At 53.9% G+C, this 16,665-nt stretch carries 16 protein-coding genes and 1 pseudogene; 6 read left to right on the forward strand and 11 right to left on the reverse strand.

The genetic code is table 11. The features are described from left to right. Positions 1-10: 10 nt before the first annotated feature. The 8 genes and pseudogenes from AC4LF3_RS20855 to AC4LF3_RS20890 form a co-directional block, all read right to left on the reverse strand. Entirely contained in the window at positions 11-1,075 is a 1,065-nt protein-coding gene (locus AC4LF3_RS20855; RefSeq protein WP_491836600.1) for a serine hydrolase domain-containing protein, read from the reverse strand. A gap of 101 nt (positions 1,076-1,176) precedes the next feature. Next, on the reverse strand, positions 1,177-1,515 hold the full coding sequence (locus AC4LF3_RS20860) for a methyl-accepting chemotaxis protein (RefSeq protein WP_286788440.1): 339 nt from the start codon (positions 1,513-1,515) through the stop codon (positions 1,177-1,179). Between the two features lie 27 nt (positions 1,516-1,542). After that, positions 1,543-1,839 (reverse strand): annotated as a pseudogene (locus AC4LF3_RS20865) (methyl-accepting chemotaxis protein); the annotation flags it as partial. Between the two features lie 254 nt (positions 1,840-2,093). Then, positions 2,094-3,041, reverse strand: coding sequence for an alpha/beta hydrolase (locus tag AC4LF3_RS20870; protein WP_404628524.1), 948 nt, complete (start codon positions 3,039-3,041; stop codon positions 2,094-2,096). A gap of 79 nt (positions 3,042-3,120) precedes the next feature. Continuing rightward, complete coding sequence (locus tag AC4LF3_RS20875; RefSeq protein WP_491836602.1) at positions 3,121-4,140, reverse strand: transketolase family protein; 1,020 nt, start codon at positions 4,138-4,140, stop codon at positions 3,121-3,123. After that, positions 4,140-4,985: a transketolase gene (locus tag AC4LF3_RS20880; RefSeq protein WP_491836604.1), complete on the reverse strand. Its 846-nt coding sequence runs from the start codon at positions 4,983-4,985 to the stop codon at positions 4,140-4,142. The genes AC4LF3_RS20875 and AC4LF3_RS20880 overlap by 1 nt, the downstream gene beginning before the upstream one ends. A 21-nt stretch (positions 4,986-5,006) precedes the next feature. Then, positions 5,007-6,305 carry an MFS transporter gene (locus AC4LF3_RS20885; RefSeq protein ID WP_491836606.1) on the reverse strand — a complete coding sequence of 433 codons (1,299 nt, stop codon included), beginning with the start codon at positions 6,303-6,305 and terminating at the stop codon, positions 5,007-5,009. Positions 6,306-6,413: 108 nt separating this feature from the next. Next, a complete protein-coding gene (locus tag AC4LF3_RS20890) occupies positions 6,414-7,163 on the reverse strand; it encodes an SDR family NAD(P)-dependent oxidoreductase (RefSeq protein WP_010799082.1) in 750 nt (249 codons plus the stop codon). Between the two features lie 167 nt (positions 7,164-7,330). Here AC4LF3_RS20890 and AC4LF3_RS20895 point away from each other — a divergent pair, with 167 nt between their 5' ends. After that, positions 7,331-8,248 carry a LysR substrate-binding domain-containing protein gene (locus AC4LF3_RS20895; RefSeq protein ID WP_026003744.1) on the forward strand — a complete coding sequence of 306 codons (918 nt, stop codon included), beginning with the start codon at positions 7,331-7,333 and terminating at the stop codon, positions 8,246-8,248. Positions 8,249-8,340: 92 nt separating this feature from the next. Here the strand turns inward: AC4LF3_RS20895 and AC4LF3_RS20900 are convergent, their stop codons facing one another. Then, on the reverse strand, positions 8,341-9,171 hold the full coding sequence (locus AC4LF3_RS20900) for a formyltransferase family protein (protein WP_491836608.1): 831 nt from the start codon (positions 9,169-9,171) through the stop codon (positions 8,341-8,343). A gap of 605 nt (positions 9,172-9,776) precedes the next feature. On the opposite strand from AC4LF3_RS20900, the gene AC4LF3_RS20905 reads away from it, so the two are divergent. The 4 genes from AC4LF3_RS20905 (at position 9,777) to AC4LF3_RS20920 (ending at position 14,310) form a co-directional block, all read left to right on the forward strand. After that, entirely contained in the window at positions 9,777-10,967 is a 1,191-nt protein-coding gene (locus tag AC4LF3_RS20905) for a DegT/DnrJ/EryC1/StrS family aminotransferase (RefSeq protein ID WP_122043716.1), read from the forward strand. Next, the gene (locus tag AC4LF3_RS20910) at positions 10,964-12,487 is read left to right on the forward strand and encodes a lipopolysaccharide biosynthesis protein (RefSeq protein ID WP_491836611.1); all 1,524 of its coding nucleotides are present in this window, start codon (positions 10,964-10,966) and stop codon (positions 12,485-12,487) included. Before AC4LF3_RS20905 ends, AC4LF3_RS20910 begins: the two co-directional genes overlap by 4 nt. A 2-nt stretch (positions 12,488-12,489) precedes the next feature. Next, positions 12,490-13,422, forward strand: coding sequence for a glycosyltransferase (locus AC4LF3_RS20915; RefSeq protein ID WP_010799077.1), 933 nt, complete (start codon positions 12,490-12,492; stop codon positions 13,420-13,422). A 111-nt stretch (positions 13,423-13,533) separates the two neighbouring features. Continuing rightward, a complete protein-coding gene (locus AC4LF3_RS20920) occupies positions 13,534-14,310 on the forward strand; it encodes a WbqC family protein (protein WP_491836613.1) in 777 nt (258 codons plus the stop codon). A 127-nt stretch (positions 14,311-14,437) separates the two neighbouring features. On the opposite strand, the gene AC4LF3_RS20925 is transcribed toward AC4LF3_RS20920, so the two are convergent. Then, the gene (locus AC4LF3_RS20925; protein WP_019366276.1) at positions 14,438-14,677 is read right to left on the reverse strand and encodes a TIGR02647 family protein; all 240 of its coding nucleotides are present in this window, start codon (positions 14,675-14,677) and stop codon (positions 14,438-14,440) included. A gap of 254 nt (positions 14,678-14,931) precedes the next feature. Between AC4LF3_RS20925 and AC4LF3_RS20930 the strand changes: the two genes are divergently transcribed. Next, on the forward strand, positions 14,932-15,840 hold the full coding sequence (locus AC4LF3_RS20930) for a LysR family transcriptional regulator (RefSeq protein WP_407363822.1): 909 nt from the start codon (positions 14,932-14,934) through the stop codon (positions 15,838-15,840). A 24-nt stretch (positions 15,841-15,864) separates the two neighbouring features. On the opposite strand, the gene AC4LF3_RS20935 is transcribed toward AC4LF3_RS20930, so the two are convergent. Further along, positions 15,865-16,440 carry a helix-turn-helix domain-containing protein gene (locus tag AC4LF3_RS20935; protein ID WP_491836616.1) on the reverse strand — a complete coding sequence of 192 codons (576 nt, stop codon included), beginning with the start codon at positions 16,438-16,440 and terminating at the stop codon, positions 15,865-15,867. Positions 16,441-16,665 lie beyond the last annotated feature (225 nt).

A 16,665-nucleotide genomic window follows, 5' to 3' on the forward strand; every position in this document is an offset into this window, starting at 1 on the left:
TCGCAAAGCCTTACTGCGCGTAAACCTCGATAATGCTGCCCAACAAGCGGTGCAAGTCGTCCCGATGCCCCGAGCGCGCAGCCGAGGCGCTACCATCTGAGGTCATGACGACCGTCAGCTTCTGGCGGGGCACGATATACAGCATCTGCCCACCGAATCCCCAGCCGTAATACACCTCCTGGTTCGCGATCCGGGTGATAAACCAGCCATATCCATAACCATCACCGGTATAGCGCGAATAGGTACGAACCCGCCAGGACTCGTCTATCCAACGCGAAGAGATCAGACGACTACCGTCCTGGGTTATCCCCCGCCTCCGGTAAAGTTCGCCAAATGCCAGCAATGACCGCGGGCTCATCGCCATTTCATTACCGCCGATATGGATACCCTGCGGATCGCGACTCCAGCTGGTAATGGCAAAACCATCAAGAGGTTTCAGCCAGAGTTGGGCCAGTTGCAAGGTCGAGCGCCCGGTTTGCCGGGTCAAAATAACTGAAAGCAGGTGAGTTGAGCCGGTGGAGTAGATCATGGGACCACCAGGGTCGTTTTCAAAAGGACGCGCCAGGGCAGCTTTCACCCAGTTTCTGCTAGCAACCCAGGCGCCATAGTTCGGCCCTGAGGTAGACGCCAGTCCCGCCTGCATGGACAGGAGATTGCCAATCGTAATGTCCTTCAGCCGCGGGTCCGGTTTTGCCGGAAGGTCTTCTGACAGCAGCGGAGCGATTGTTTGATCAGTCCCTTTGAGAATCCCCTTGTCAATGGCGATACCGATCAACGCTGATACCACCAGCTTGGAGGCAGATTTGATATTGGTGGGTGTAGTTGTGCGGTGCCCTCGATAGCCGCGCTCAGCCATCACCTGCCCATCGTGACTGACAATCACCGTTTCCAGCGGCCCAAGTGCTTGAGCATCATCCAGCACTTGGGACAAGTTGGGATTGGCAGAGGCGCTGATAGACATCCAGCACAAGACAATAAGCCCCATAGACCTGAAACGTGCCAAACGCCGAACAAGCGGAAGGATCGGAGGCATGACCAGAACCACACTGACCTGAATGACAAATCCGACCGTCATTGACGGACAAACATGCCCTTCAACTCGTTACGTAGCATTTCATTCAGACGTTATATGAAAGTAGAAAATCTTGTGAAGCCTGAACCATCCAGTCACCTAAATTACACTTGGAAGACGCCGACTCGATCCGCTAGCTGACTTGCCAGGCCAGCAAGCTGACGACTGGCATCTGCGATATGTTGTGAGCCTTTTGAGGTTTCCAGGCTTGCCCCATGAATACGGTTGATATTGGTGCTTACCTCTTCTGCCACCACGCTCTGCTGTGCAGACGCTGAGGCTATCTGAGTGTTCATGCTGTTGATTGCGCCTACCTCACGGCTTATACCTTGAAGCGCGGCAACAGCATCCGTTGTCAGCACCTCGGTGTCACGCGCCATGCTTCGGCTTAACTGCATTTCCTTGGCAGCGGTAGCCGTGCCTTCCTGTAGGGTTGCAATCATGCTTTCAATTTCGCGGGTGGATTCCTAAGTACGCGGGGCGAGTGAACGTACCTCATCGGCTACCACTGCAAAGCCTCGTCCATGTTCTCCCGCCCGTGCTGCCTCGATTGCCGCATTGAGTGCCAGCAAGTTGGTCTGCTCAGCCACTGACTTAATGACGGCCACGATTTTCTCGATATCTGCATTGTTGGTAGATACCATCTGTACCGTATTGGTGGCTTGCTCCATAGTCCTAACCAATGCCTGAACCGCCTTGCCTGCATTGACGATCAGCGTATTACCCTGCTCTACCTGTGCCTGTTGCTTGGGCTGCGGAGGCTCCATAGTCTGCAACCTCACCCACCTTCGTCATTTCGTTGACCGCAGCGGTCATCTGTTCAGCCTGAGTCGATTGCGTGCTTGGTTTTACGCCCTCGTGGAGCCAGGGATAGTAATGCTTATCCAGATCTTACAGATGATGGTGTGCATCAATGATCGGCAAGTCGCTCATTGTTATTCTCCTTCGGAAGCCGGTCCTAGATTCAGATGCAGCTTCTTGATTACCACAGCCGACAGGGTCGGCTGTGGTGTGACTGTAGTTAAAGAGATACCTTCAGCATGCGTTTGAGCGCGGCACTTATGTCGGCACGGCAGGTGTCGGAACGCTGGCCAGGAAGACGGTCAAACCCGTGGAATACGCCCGGGTAAACATGAAGCTCCAGTGGCACACCTGCACGCGAAAGCCGCATACCGTACTGCACGTCTTCTTCGAGGAAAAGATCCAGCGCGCCTACTGCCATGAACGTAGTCGGCAGACCGGACAGGTCATCAGCCAATGCGGGCGAGAAGTAACCCATCTGGCTGGCGCTTAGCTCATATGCGCCTTGCATGCATTTCCAGGCAAACTGGTTATCTTCTGGCGTCCAGTAGAATTTTCCCGTACTCGAATTCAACAGAGGTGCCTCAGCCGTACCGGTTCGGTAGTCCAACATGGGATAGATCAGCACCTGCCCAGCGAGAGGATAACGGCCTCTGTCGCGTGCCAGGAGCGCCAGTGCAGCGGCAAGTCCTCCGCCAGCACTATGCCCCATCACTAATACTCGATGCCTGTCGATCTGGAGTGTATCGGCTTGCTTGAAAAGCCATTCCAGACCGGCATAACAGTCCTCCAGCGGCCCAGGAAACGGCGTTTCAGGCGCAAGGCGATAATCAACGCCAACGACTACTGCACCCAATGTTTGGGCAAGCTCAGTCAGGTAATCGTCAACCATGGCCGTGTCGCCAACGACGAAACCACCTCCATGCAGGTACAAAATGGCCGGTCGGTTAGTGTGCAGCTTGGATTCAAGTCGATAAACACATAGCTGAAGACTGATGCCTAAACTCGGACCTGGAATGGCAACTGGGTCATAACCGGGAAATGTCGCGCTCGGGTAACCGGCTCGCAGGCGATCGCGAATCGCGGGTAGCGCTTCTTGGGTCCACGGCTCACCGGGTGGCTGGGCATAGGCCAGATAGTCAGGATCAACTAAAGCATGAGTCTTCATAAGGGAGCATATCGGTCAGGGATTGCAGGAAGACAGAATGACAAGGTAAGGATCAGTGATCCGCACCTTGTCGCTTCGACTACAGCCAACCCTTGATCTGCGCTGCGACCGCCTGGGTGGAAATCCCGTAGCGATCATGCAGAGTGGGCAGCGCGCCAGCATCGAGAAACGCATCCGGCAGCGCGATCTGCCTGAACGTCGGCGTCACACCGTTGCGCAGGAGCAGGCTGGCGACCGCCTCCCCCAGACCACCCATGATGGAATGGTTTTCCACTGTTACCACAAGCCGCCCCGGCTTTCGGGCCTCCGCCAGGATGGTTTTTTCATCGAGTGGCTTGATAGTTGGTACATGAAGGATGGACGCGTCGATACCGTCTGCAAGGAGCTGATCAGCCGCCTCCACTGCACGCATGGTCATGAGTCCTGTCGAGATGATCAACACATCCTTGCCTGGACAGAGCGTCTTGGCCTTGCCGATTTCGAACTTATAGTCGAATCGATCCAGCACGATCGGTACATTGCCACGCAGCAAACGCATATATACCGGGCCATTATGGGCTGCGATAGCGGGTACAGCCTGCTCAATCTCCAATGCGTCACACGGGTCGATAACCATCAGGTTGGGCATGGCGCGGAAGATCGCTAGGTCATCGGTGGCCTGATGGCTCGGGCCATAACCTGTAGTGAGCCCCGGCAAGGCACATACGATCTTGACGTTAAGATTTTCCTCGGCGATGGCCATGCAGATGAAATCATACGCGCGGCGTGAGGCGAATACGGCATAGGTGGTCGCGAATGGCGTGAACCCCTCACGGGCCATTCCTGCAGCGGCGCTCATCAGAAGCTGCTCGGCCATACCCATTTGATAGAAACGATCTGGATGCGCCTTGGCAAAGATATGCAGATCCGTGTACTTGGCAAGGTCAGCCGAGAGCCCGACGATGTCCTTGCGTTGCTCTGCCAACGCCGACAATGCATGACCAAAGGGGGCTGGGCGTGTGGGTTGGCCCTCGCTGGCAATGGATGCGATCATCGCCGATGTAGTCAGGCGCTTCTTGGCCGGTGCGGCCGTTACAGTTGCAGAGGTTGGCGTATTCATCAGACTCTCCCGACTTCAAGGGCTTCCAGGGCTTTTTCCCATTCATTCTCGTCCACCCGAATGAAATGGGTCTTGTCACGTGTTTCCAGGAACGGCACGCCCTTACCCATGCGTGTGTCGCAAATGATGACGCGAGGCTGGGGGCCGGTGTTTTGCCTGGCATTATCGAATGCTTTTACCAACGCACCGAGATCGTTACCGTCGATCCGTTGCGTGTACCAGCCGAAGGCCTGCCAGCGATCGACAATCGGCTCGAACGCCAGGATTTCACTGGAACGCCCGTCGGCTTGTTGGTTGTTTACATCGATCACGGCAATCAGGTTATCGAGCTTCCAGTGGGACGCCGACATTGCTGCCTCCCAGGTGGAGCCCTCATTTAGTTCGCCATCAGAAAGCAGGTTGTAAACAAACGCCTCGGAGTGCTTGCGCTTGAGGCCCAGGCATGCCCCTACGGCAATCCCTAAACCATGTCCCAGAGAGCCGCCTGTGATTTCCATACCGGGGGTGTAGGCAGCCATGCCGGACATCGGCAGACGGCTGTCATCGGTACCATAGGTTTCCAGTTCATCAAGGGGAACGATGCCCGCCTCGATCAGTGCGGCGTAAAGCGCAATAGCATAATGACCAATAGACAGGTAGAAACGGTCACGCCCTTCCCACTCGGGGTTTTCCGGCTGATAACGCATTGCATGGAAGTAAGACGCGGCGAGCAGATCGGCTGCCCCCAATGCCTGACCGATATAGCCCTGACCCTGCACCTGCCCCATGCGTAAGGCATGGCGGCGAATGTTGTAGGCGCGCTCCGCGAGATCGGGCGCGCCTGTCGGAACAGATTGTGTTTGCATGGTATGACTCCTTGCTTGAACTCAACGATTGACCAGGGCAGCAGGGATACGGAAGACCAACAGGGCCCCGAATGCCAGCACACCGGTAATGAGGTACATGCCAATCGCACTGGAGCCTGTGGACGTGGTGATCCAGCCGATCAGATAAGGTGAGCAGAAGCCCGCCAGGTTGGCGAAGCTATTGACGGCGGCAATGCCTGCAGCAGCCGAAACACCACCCAGCAGATTGGTAGGCAGCATCCAGAACAGTGAGGAGGCAGAGAGAATACCGGCAGCAGCGAGGCAAAGGCTCAGGATAGAGGCGCTGATATGACCACCCAGCAGCGCGGCGAGTGTCAGACCTGTCGCACCGGCCACCATGGGAACAGCCAGATGCCAACGACGCTCACGATGTCGATCCCCGCTTCGGCCGGCCAGCAGCATCGCCACAATGGCGCAGCAGTACGGCAAACTCGTCAGCAGGCCGATATGCAGGGGGTCAGCGATACCGGCGTTGCGCACCAGGGTGGGTAGCCAGAACGTGATTGCATACTGGCCCATCACCACACAAAAGTAGATGGATGCCAACAGCCAAAGCCGACGATCACGGATAAACGCACCTGCCGAGGCATGGGTGACCTTGTGCTGCTCATCTTTAGCCAGTTCGCTGCTGATCAGTTTCTTTTCGTCGTCATCCAGCCAATGGGCATCCTTGACGCCATCCTTCAGGTAACTCAGTACCAGCAAACCGACCACAACGGTAGGAACGGCTTCGATCAGAAACATCCACTGCCAACCGGCCCAACCGTGCACGCCAGCGAAACGCTCCATGATCCAGCCGGACAGCGGGCCGCCTACCATGCCGGACAATGGAATGGCGATAAACCACAGTACCGTCATCTTGGCGCGGCGGTAGGACGGGAACCAATACGTGAGGTAAAGCAGCAGGCCTGGAGCTAGCCCTGCCTCGGCAATGCCCAGCAAGAAGCGAAGCACATAGAACTGCCATGCCGTTTCGACAAAGGCAAACAGGGCTGAGATGATGCCCCAGGTAATCATGATCCGGGCGATCCAGCGCCGGGCACCCACCCTGTGCAGAATGATGTTGCTTGGGACTTCGCACAGGAAGTAACCGATGAAAAACATCCCAGCGCCCAGCCCATAGACCGCCTCGCTCAAGGCCAGGTCATTCATCATCTGGAGCTTGGCAAACCCGACGTTCACCCGATCCAGATAGGCGCAAAGATAGCAGAGCATTAGAAAAGGCATCAGCCGCCAGGCTGTCTTGCGATAGGCGTTTGAACGCGCGGTCGCAACCGCGTCGAGGGTAAGTGTCGTCATGGTGTCTGATCTCTTGTTCTTATAGTGGCCGGACGAGTTTTCAGAGACTCGCCGGAACGTCAGAGGCAGCACGAGGGACGAGCAACCCGCAGGCTCGTCCTTGAAACGTCAGTGAATCAGCATCCCGCCATTCACATCCAGTGTGGTGCCGGTCAGGTAACCGGAGAGATCGCTGGCCAGGAACAACGCAGCATTGGCGACATCCTTGGCTTCGCCCAAACGACCCAGCGGAATGCCTTCGATGATGGCGTGACGGCGCTCGTCATGCATCAGACCACCCGTAATGTCGGTTTGGATAAGCCCGGGCGTAATGGAGTTGACGCGTACGTTGTCTGGTCCTAGTTCACGTGCCATCGCCTTGGCCAGACCCAGCACCCCTGCCTTGGCAGCGCTGTAATGCGGACCGCCAAAAATACCGCCGCCGCGCTGGGCCGAGACGGATGACAGGCACACGATACTGCCAGACTTTTGTTGGCGCATGGCAGGAATAACCGCCTGGGACATCAGGAGCGTACCGCGCAGGCTAACGTCCAGCACCTTGTCGTAGTCCTGACGCTGGATATCCAATGTCTTGAGAGGCTGAGTAATACCGGCATTGTTTATCAGAATATCGATACGACCATACTGCTCCAGCACTTTGGCTACCGCATTCTTGACCTGAGCTTCATTCGCTACGTTAGCGGCAAGCCCCAAGTGTTCGGTACCCAGGGACGCCGCAGCAGCAGCCGAGGCGGCCTCATCCAGATCGAGAATAACGACGCGGGCACCATGCTCAGCAAAGGTTCTGGCAGTGGCTCTACCGATACCGCGCTCTGAAGCTGCACCGGTGATAATGGCGATCTTGCCTTCGAGTAGCATAGGACTGCTCCTGAATTATTTTTATGGATTCGGCTCAAGGCGGGCCGTTATGTGCAGATTCCTTGGTTCGCAGTGCGCTGGCAATCCTGAAAAAGTCACTCTATGCTGAAAAAAATTCAGCATAGAGCGTTGGCACGCTTTAGTATTCACAGGAGGGAACAGACATAATGCCCAGCGAAGGAAACCGCCTATTATCGCTTCCGCCCTTTAAGGCCATCCAAGCCTTTGAAATGGCAGCGCGCCTGGGTAACGTTGCTAGGGCGGCCGAACAACTGGATCTAACGCCTTCCGCGGTCAGTCATCAGATCGCCAATCTGGAAACGTTAATTGGCCGTCCGTTGTTTCGGCGGACAGCCAAAGGCGTGACGCTAACGCCCTGTGGCGAGCAATACCTGAGGGACGTATCTGGAGTCCTCGATACGCTTGCAACAGCCACCCAACGGGCCAGCAGTGATCTCAGTCAGGATTGCCTGCGCCTGCACTCCTCACCCAGCTTCGGCCTGCTTTGGTTACTGCCTCGCCTCGAAGCCTTTCAAGCCAGCCATCCTGACATACAGATCAACCTGTCATGCTCCTACGAGGCGCTACATTTCAGCCGGGACAAGGTCGATCTGGATATCCGCCACGGCGTACCCAACTGGAATACGCTCGAAGTACGAACGATTCGCCATGAGCATGTAGCCGTCATGGCTTCTCCAGCACTGCTGCAGAAACAGCCGATAGCGGCTCCTCACGATTTGCTGACATGCAATCTGATTCTGTCTGAGGCAACCCTGGTCCAATGGCCTCAATGGTTTGCCCAACAAGGTCTTTCACTTCCCGAGGCTCCGTTTTCACTAAGCTTTGACCGTTCCTACATGACACTCGAAGCGGCCAGCCATGGATTGGGTTTCGCACTGGAAAGCACCCTGCTGGCACGTGAATATCTAGAACAGGGCAAGCTCGTCTCGGTATTTGGTGCTGAATTCTGTAGCCCGGTCAGCGCACACCATCTGGTATTTCCCCGCAGCCACTCGGACTTTCCTCGTGTTAGGCGCTTTCTCGCCTGGCTGCAGCAGGAGCTTGGTCATGACTTCAGCTACTAGATGAGCAGGGTTATGAAATCCACCTACACCACTGGAGAACGGGCCGCCGGCAGCCACTATAGGCGGCCCAATGCAGGCATGTGCAACAACTGCTATTCGGCAGTGACATCTGCAAATTTAAGACAGTAGGTGTGATCAATCTGCATGCCGATAGGTTGCTGCCCGTTTATAAGCAGACGCCCTAAAACCTCATGATCACCCAGGGAGCTCATCTGGGAAACCGTAATTGTTCGAATCCTGAACCACTGACTGCCGTACGCCAGACGGACACCGGCGTAGCATGCCTGGCTTCTTGAGAGATTAAGGATGTCTGATGCAGACATGCTTTCGTTGATGATGATGGAGGCTGCCGCGAAGGGCGGATAGTAAGAGCCCTTGCTGTTTTGAACGGGCTCCAACTCACCGTTCAGATAACGGACAAGGTCACCCATAAGCACAGGCGTCTTCGCAAAGAGTGCCTGTAACAGATCCTTTTCGCTCATCCAATAATAAAAAGCGACCTTTTCTCTGGAGATGATCGCGCCTTCATCAATGGCCACCGTAACCTTGTGCAGCGATATACCGATCTCCTTCTCTCCCGCCGCGATGGCATGAAAGAGTGGGTGCTTTCCCTTATAGGTTGGCAGGTAGCTCGTGTGAATATTGAAGAAGGTGAACCTGCTTAACAGATTGGGCTTGATGATCCGACTGAAATAACAAATGACGCAGAAATCAATATCATTAACACCTGCCAGGGCCGTTTCGATGTCCTTATGGGAAGAAGCTACGCTGAGTGGAATATTTCTTAGAACGGTACAGGTTAGAAGGTCGTCATTCAAAAGCTGACTTTCGCAAATGACACCCACAACCTCAAAATCTTGACTGCAACAAAAATAATCTAGAACAGCGGCATTACTGCCCAAAAAAACCATCTTATACGTCATAAGTACTTGCCTGATCGCCATGCCCATATGCTGGCAGTTTAAAAACAAGTGACTGTACCGATATACAACAAGCGCTGTAAAGGCATTAATACCTGGATAATAAAAGGATTAATTATTTATATATTAAAACGGACGTTTAACTTTTTTCACCCGGAATATTTTCAAGCCATTTCTCATAATTAAAGAATGTATCTTTTTTTGTTTTCCTCCTATGCTCGAAGCATCAAAAGCTCAATACCGCTCTGCTTCAACACTCTACTTGTTCCCAGCGCCGCATCTTACAGAAGCCGCCAACACGGGCCTACAGGCGAACGTAAGCCTGAATGCAAGCCTGTTAATGAGCCTGTATGTAAAAAGCTTTATATAACCGTCCCTGAGCCACTTACGCAAAACAATAACCAAATATTCTTACCAGCCATTTGAACTTAATTAATCTCAGGCTATTCCTATTACGTGTTTCACAAAAAGACACGATTCAGGCTACCGCTGTATTGGGATGCTGCTTTTGCTTGGGACCATCCGTATAGATAGGCGACATTGAGAAATCTATAAATAGTAATCAATCCCGTTTTAAAGGTTTAACTGCTCATTGGACGAGGAACAAAATGATCAATGTTACGCAGCCTTTCCCTGGCAACAAAGTCAAACTCCAGTCTTATATAGATCAGATATATGCTTCAGGCTGTTTTACCAATCATGGTCCTCTTACTCGTCAGCTTGAGCAGCGTCTGAAAGAGTATCTAGGCGTACGGAATATCGTGCTTACAAGCAACGGTACCCTGGCTCTTCAGATCGCTTACCGTGCTTTGGGTATTCAAGGTAGCGCAATCACAACACCGTTCAGCTTCATTGCAACCAGTAGCACACTGCAGTGGGAGCATATTCGTCCGGTTTTCTCAGATATCGATCCTGTCACCTGGAACCTTGATCCCGGCCAGATCGAAGCCAGGCTACAAAAGGACACCTCAGCCATTGTCGCAACCCATGTATTTGGTAATCCGTGCGATGTGGAGCGCATCCAAGCAATCGCTGACCGTAACGGTCTGAAAACCATCTATGACGGCGCCCATGCCTTTGGCGTTCGCTATAAGGGAGAATCGATTGCCAATTGGGGCGATATCTGTACCTTGAGTTTTCACGCTACCAAGGTTTTCCATACCATCGAAGGGGGCGCCATCGTCACCAATGATGATGATTTGGCTCAACGTGCCCGTGAACTTGCCAACTTTGGTTTCTCCGAAGGCAATCGATTGAGTGGTCCGGGTATCAACGCCAAGCTCAACGAATTCTCTGCCGCAATGGGCCTCTGTGTTCTTGACGATATTGATCTGATCCTAGAGGAGCGGGCTGAAATCGGTCATCGGTATGAATTAGCCTTGGCAGGCTATCTAGATCTTCAGCATCAGCAGCCGGGTAGCGAACGTAACTACAGCTATTTTCCAATCGCTCTGCAGGAAGAAAGCGAGCTGCTCAGAGTGACAGGTCAGCTTAACGAAAGGCAGATCAATCCACGCCGCTACTTCTACCCTTCTCTCGATACCGTTGAATACCTTCAGCCGCAGCAGCCTCAATGGATTTCCAGAGGCTTGAGTAAACGCGTGCTCTGTCTGCCGATCTTTCCCGGACTTACTTGGGAGTCGCAGCGCACGGTTATCGAAACGGTGCTCAGAGAAGTCGAGGCCAGACAACTTGTACGCTCGCAGCGCGAGACGTCCGGGCCTTACCAGGACGCCTTTACTTTCAACACTATGAGTGCCCTGCCTCTGTCCAACATGTGCAAGAAGTTCACCCTGTGAGCACTTCCCTAAAACGTTTTATGCTCAAGAACACCGGGCTCAGTTACCTGGGTCAGATCTATGTAATGCTGGCCGGCATCCTGATCATGCCGTTCTACCTCAGGCATATGGGTGCCGAAGCCTATGGCCTGATCGGTTTTTTTACGGCCATGCAGGCGTGGCTTTATCTGTTGGATGCGGGACTGTCGCCCGCGCTTGCCCGTCAGATCGCTCATTTTCGGGGCACTCAGCAACACAGCCGATACACCTCCGGCCGTCTGCTGCGCTCGTTCGAACTGCTTATCCTGCCGATAGCCGTGCTGACCGGCCTGGCTATTCATATGGGCAGTAATGCCATAGCCCATGGGTGGCTGCAGGCGAACCAGCTCGATCCCGTGATGATTGGGCAGTGCATTAGCCTGATGGGGCTGATGATAGTGCTGAAGCTTTACGCCACGCTCTACAAGAGCGGTATTCAAGGCATGGAGCAGCATCATTGGCTCAACGGCATCAATGTCTTTTTTGCAACGCTCCGGTATTTTGGCGCGCTGCTGTTTATTACCTATGTCAGCGCACAGCCCCTGCACTTCTTTCTCTATCAAACACTCGTAGGGCTGCTGGAAACGTTGTCCTTTGCTCACCGAGCCTATGATCTGATGCCCCGTCCTCGTCGCCTGACCGGATTTCACTGGCGACTGGTCAAGCCTGTTTTACCGTTTGCCCTAGGTATGTCGTCCAGTACCGTACTGTGGATGCTGCAAACCCAGCTGGATAAGGTGCTGCTTTCCAAAGCGCTTACGTTGCAGGAATACGGCTATTTCTCGTTGGTTGCCCTGATCGCGACCGGCATTCTGTCGCTGACCAACCCCCTTGTACAAACGCTGTTGCCACGCCTGACCATGCTGACAGCGGAAGGCCGAATAACTGAGATGCGGGCGTTATACCTGAACGTATCACGTCTGTTTTGCAGTGTGCTGTTTCCCATGGCGGGTGTGATCGCCTTTCATGGACAAGCGCTTCTCCATGCCTGGACAGGCAACGCCGAGGCAGCGCTCTGGAGCGGTCCAGTCCTGGTCTGGTACGTCCTTGGCAGCGCGTTACTGGCCATGAGCGGGTTTCAATTCTATCTGCAATATGCCCATGGCCAATTGCGGATGCATGTCTGGTTTGGTATCTGCTCAACGGTTATCAGCGTGCCGCTTATGGCTTATGGGATTCTGACCCATAGCGCGCTAGGGGCTGCCGGCGTCTGGTTTGCGGTCAGCCTTGCCTCCCTGGTCATCTGGCCTCATATCGTTCATGAGCGGTATTCACCGGGCCTTAGCTTCCTTTGGTTGTCGGACCTCTTGCGTATAGCCGCCATGACAGCCCTCGGCCTGGCGGTAGGCGACTGGCTGCTGCCAGCCCTGGATGGCAGCCAACGGATCGAGACCTTTATAGGTCTGGCGGGACGAGGGCTGCTCTGTCTGCTGCTGGTGTTTGTGTCTGCCAAAGCCGTATTTTCAAAACCGTATCTCTTGGATCAAACCCCGAGCGTTTAATCATGGAAGCAAGAACCGAACAGGTCATTAGGGAGCACTGGGGTGCTGATGAGAAGCCGCTGGTCAGTGTTGTCTGCCTGACCTTCAACCAAGCGGCGTTCATCCGAGAAACGCTGGAGGGCTTTCTGATTCAGGAGACGCGGTTTCCCTTCGAGGTCATCGTGCATGACGACGCTTCGACGGATGGAACACAAGCCATCATCCAGGAATATGCCGCACGCTATCCCTCCATCATCAAGCCTATCTACCAGCAGCAGAACCAATACAGCCTGGGTGTTCCGTTCATTACTAAAATCTTTGCCTCGCTGGACACCCCTTATATTGCCATTTGCGAAGGTGATGATTTTTGGACGGACCCGCACAAGCTACAGCTGCAGGTCGACTTTCTTGAGCGCCACGAAGACTATGTGATGGCGTTCCACGACGCCTATATGTTCAACGAGCAGGGCATTATCCGAAACGTTCAACTGGCCGGACTGCATCGGCGCGATGCAAGTCAGCAGGAACTGCTGCGGGCTCGGTACTTTTCTACGCTCACCGTCTGCTTTCGCAATGTGATCAAGGCCCTTCCGCCCGAGCTGCACGGTGTGCGTATGGAGGACATGTGCTGGTGGTCATTGCTGGGCGCTCACGGCAAAGGCAAGTACATGAAAGAAATCCGTCCGGCTGCCTACCGTGTGCACAAGAATGGCGTCTTGTCGATGCGTCCGCAAAAGCACCGCACCGCCATGAGCCTGCACGCCTACTACAGCCTAGCCCGCTACTACCAGCGCATCGGCCAGCAAGACCTATATGAATATTTCATGACTCAGGTATTCAGCCAGTCCCTGATTGTAATGACCCACCGCAACCGCATTCAGGCCTTCCTGCAATTGGCCCGCAAGGTTCTATTCAAACCCTTCACCAACATCATTCCTTCGGTCATTCGAAAATGATCAGGCTTTCCTCAGCAGTATTGCTGCCCTGCGGTGCAGCTTCTGGCCCAAGAACGCTCACGCGAACGCACGCCTACCCGATTCCCGTCATGCCGTGCAAGGAGAAGCACCATGCTTAAAACGATTTCGATGATGCAGCCCTACCTGTTTCCTTACCTGGGCTACTTTCAGCTGATCGCCGCCAGTGACGTCTTTGTGCTGGTCGATGACCTGCAGTTCGTCAAAGGCTCCTGGATGAACCGCAACCGGGTATTAACTCACGATGGTCAGCCCAAGCTGATTACCTTTCCGCTGCGTAAGGGCAGTCGCCGGGCCGCTATCAATGAGCGCTGGCTGTCAGAGACGTTCGACCAGGAAGCAGACGCACTGCTTACCATGCTTGAGCACACCTACAAGAAAGCTCCCTATAAAACAGAAGTCCTGGCGCTGCTCAAAAGCATCTTTGCCAATCCGGATCGTAACCTTGCGCGGTTCACCGAAAACTCGATTCGAGCCCTGTGCCAGTATATGAAAATCGGGACGCCCATCCTGATTCTTTCAGAGCTGGCGGATACCCGGGCGATGGATAAGCAGGACCGCATCATTCGGATCGTTCAGCAGCTGGAAGGCACCCGCTACCTCAACTCAATCGGCGGTGTCCCACTCTACTATCCTGACTGTTTCGCCGATCATGGGCTGCAATTGCGCTTCATCAAGATGGATGAAGTGACCTATCCGCAGCTTTCTGCTGAGTTCGTCCCTTCCCTTTCCATTATCGACGTGCTGATGTTCAATTCAGCGGAGTCTGTACAAGAACTGCTTACTCGCTATACGTTGATAGAGGGCGTGGCACACTCGGACTCACAGGTGGAGGTTGATACAATCCAGCCTGAGTGTGCCGTCATATAGACGCGATCACTTGACGGGTGTATCAGCATCAACAGGCAGGCTACTGGGTTTTCAGTACGGTACCGCAGCCTGCCATCATAACGATTTACTCAGACTAACCCCGCAACGAAGGACTTTTTTGCAGTCCTTACGCCGTTGGGTTCAAGATCGTCAACAACACCTGAGCATGTTCTGCTGCATCCCTTCCCAAGCCTGTCAGATAACCACCGTCGACTTGACTGATCAGGCCCTTTTCATGAAGTCGCTTGATAGCGGCCAGGACTTCTTGCGTGGCGTCGTGGTGCACCTTTAAACCGGCCAGACTGTTGCTGAGGTCATATCGAGCCAGAAGGTTCATTTCTTCGATGAGTTCTTGGGTATACGGCATGGCGTGTCCTTATTTAAGTGACCCTCTTTCTGAGTCTAGCTGCCCTGCTTCAAAAAGCCTGCCTGAGAAAATGTTTCACTTTAAATCACATGCGGTATGCCGTTATCCGCTTACGGCCATATACAACACCAGTGCTGAAGCCATAACGTAAACCGCACTATGCAAAAAGGTGTTCATGATGCGCTTCCCTCACGTTTGATGACAGGAAGGAGCCTAATAGTCATCCAGGTCTGGAAAAAGCCAGTACACTAGGAATGACTGTCAACCAGGAAGAGACTCAGGCCATGCAATTCGAGGATTTAAGGCTGTTTGTAACTACGATCAACGAGCAGAGCTTTACCGCTGCGGCAGAAAAGCTGGGGCTTTCCAAACAGTACGTCAGCCGAAGAACCATGGCGCTGGAAGAGGAACTGGGTGTACGCCTGCTCAACCGGACGACACGCAGCCTGAAACCTACTGACCTGGGCATGACCCTTTATGAGCGTGCCGTTCGGATTCTGGATGAAGTCAACGAGACGCAGGAGTTGGTATCCAGCCAGGGGGTGAACGTTCGCGGGACTTTACGTGTTTCGGCCCCGATGACGTTTGGTACGTTGCATGTCAGCCCGCTGTTGCCCAGGTTCATGCAAGAGAATCCATTGATCAGTCTGGAACTGGACCTTAATGATCGAGCAGTAGACCTGGTGGCCGAGGGGTATGACATGGCGATCCGCGGCGGGATGCTGGAGGATTCTACACTTATCGCCAAGCGTCTGATGGACATTCCAATGACGGCCTGCGCAAGCCCGGCGTACCTGGAGCGCCACTCAACCCCCGAAACACCGGATGATTTGCGTCACCATGAGTGCTTGCTTTACGGCCATGTGAAAAGCGTAGAGTGGAAATTTCAAACCCAGGGCCAGCTCGTATGCGTACCCGTGAAAGGCAAGCTGCGGACCAACAACGGGGAAGTTGTCCGGGACGCGGCGGTGGCCGGTCTTGGCATTGCCTATCTGCCGGTTTTCATTGTCAGTGACGCGCTCAACGATGGGCGTTTGCAGCCGGTCTTACAAGCGCACCAGCCACCCACTTCAGCCTTCTATGCGGTCTACCCTCAGCATCGTCAGTCATCCCGAGCTGTGCAGACATTCGCCAACTTCCTCAAGGACCATCTGACGGTATAGATGTACCTATACTCCGCGCAACCCTCAGGCCTGACGTATGGCCTGCTGATCTCCCGAGCGGCGCCAGCTAAGCGGTGTGCACCCTACTGTCTTCGTGAATACGCGGGTGAAATGGGATTGATCTGAAAAACCACATTCCGCACCGATCTGGCTTATCGGCAAACACGTGTTCAGAAGCATCCGCTTGGTCTTGGCAATTCGTAATTGCTGATACCAGTCACGTGGCGAAACGCCTGTATTTTTCTTGAAGGCTCGGGAAAAATGGCTTCTTGACAACGAGCAGGCACTGGCGATTTCGGATACCGATAGGCCATCGTCCAACTGCTCCATCATCAGACGCTTGGCCAGTTGCTCCTGCCAGCGAGACAAGGCAATCCGATCCTCACTCGGTAAGGTCACCTGTACAGTCTCTGGCAAAAGGTGAGCCTGTAGTTCATCTATCAAGGTACGACTGATCGGACCCGCCATGTCTTGAACGTTATCCAGCGTTTCGAGCAGGCGTCGTACAAATACCTGTGCAGCGTTGGTAACGCTTGACTCAGGTTCTTCAGCCGTAGCTGCAGATAAGTGGTTCGATGAGATGAAATCCAGCGAGGCCATTCCAACGCTCCTTGAAACAGTAAGGTTGGAGTCCAGTATTGGCCTTAGGCACCCTTAAGGTCCTTGTCTGAAGTTGAAGCGTTCTTAAACGAAAATACCTGCTTGTCATCAATGATTAACATGTGATCGCAACGCCTTTATCTCAGGCGAAACGAAAAAGGCCGGCTCCCCAGAGGGAGTCGGCCTAAAAGTACTAGCGTTGCTTGGAAAAGATCTGAACCGATC

Source organism: Pseudomonas sp. C2.3V (genome assembly GCF_058536325.1).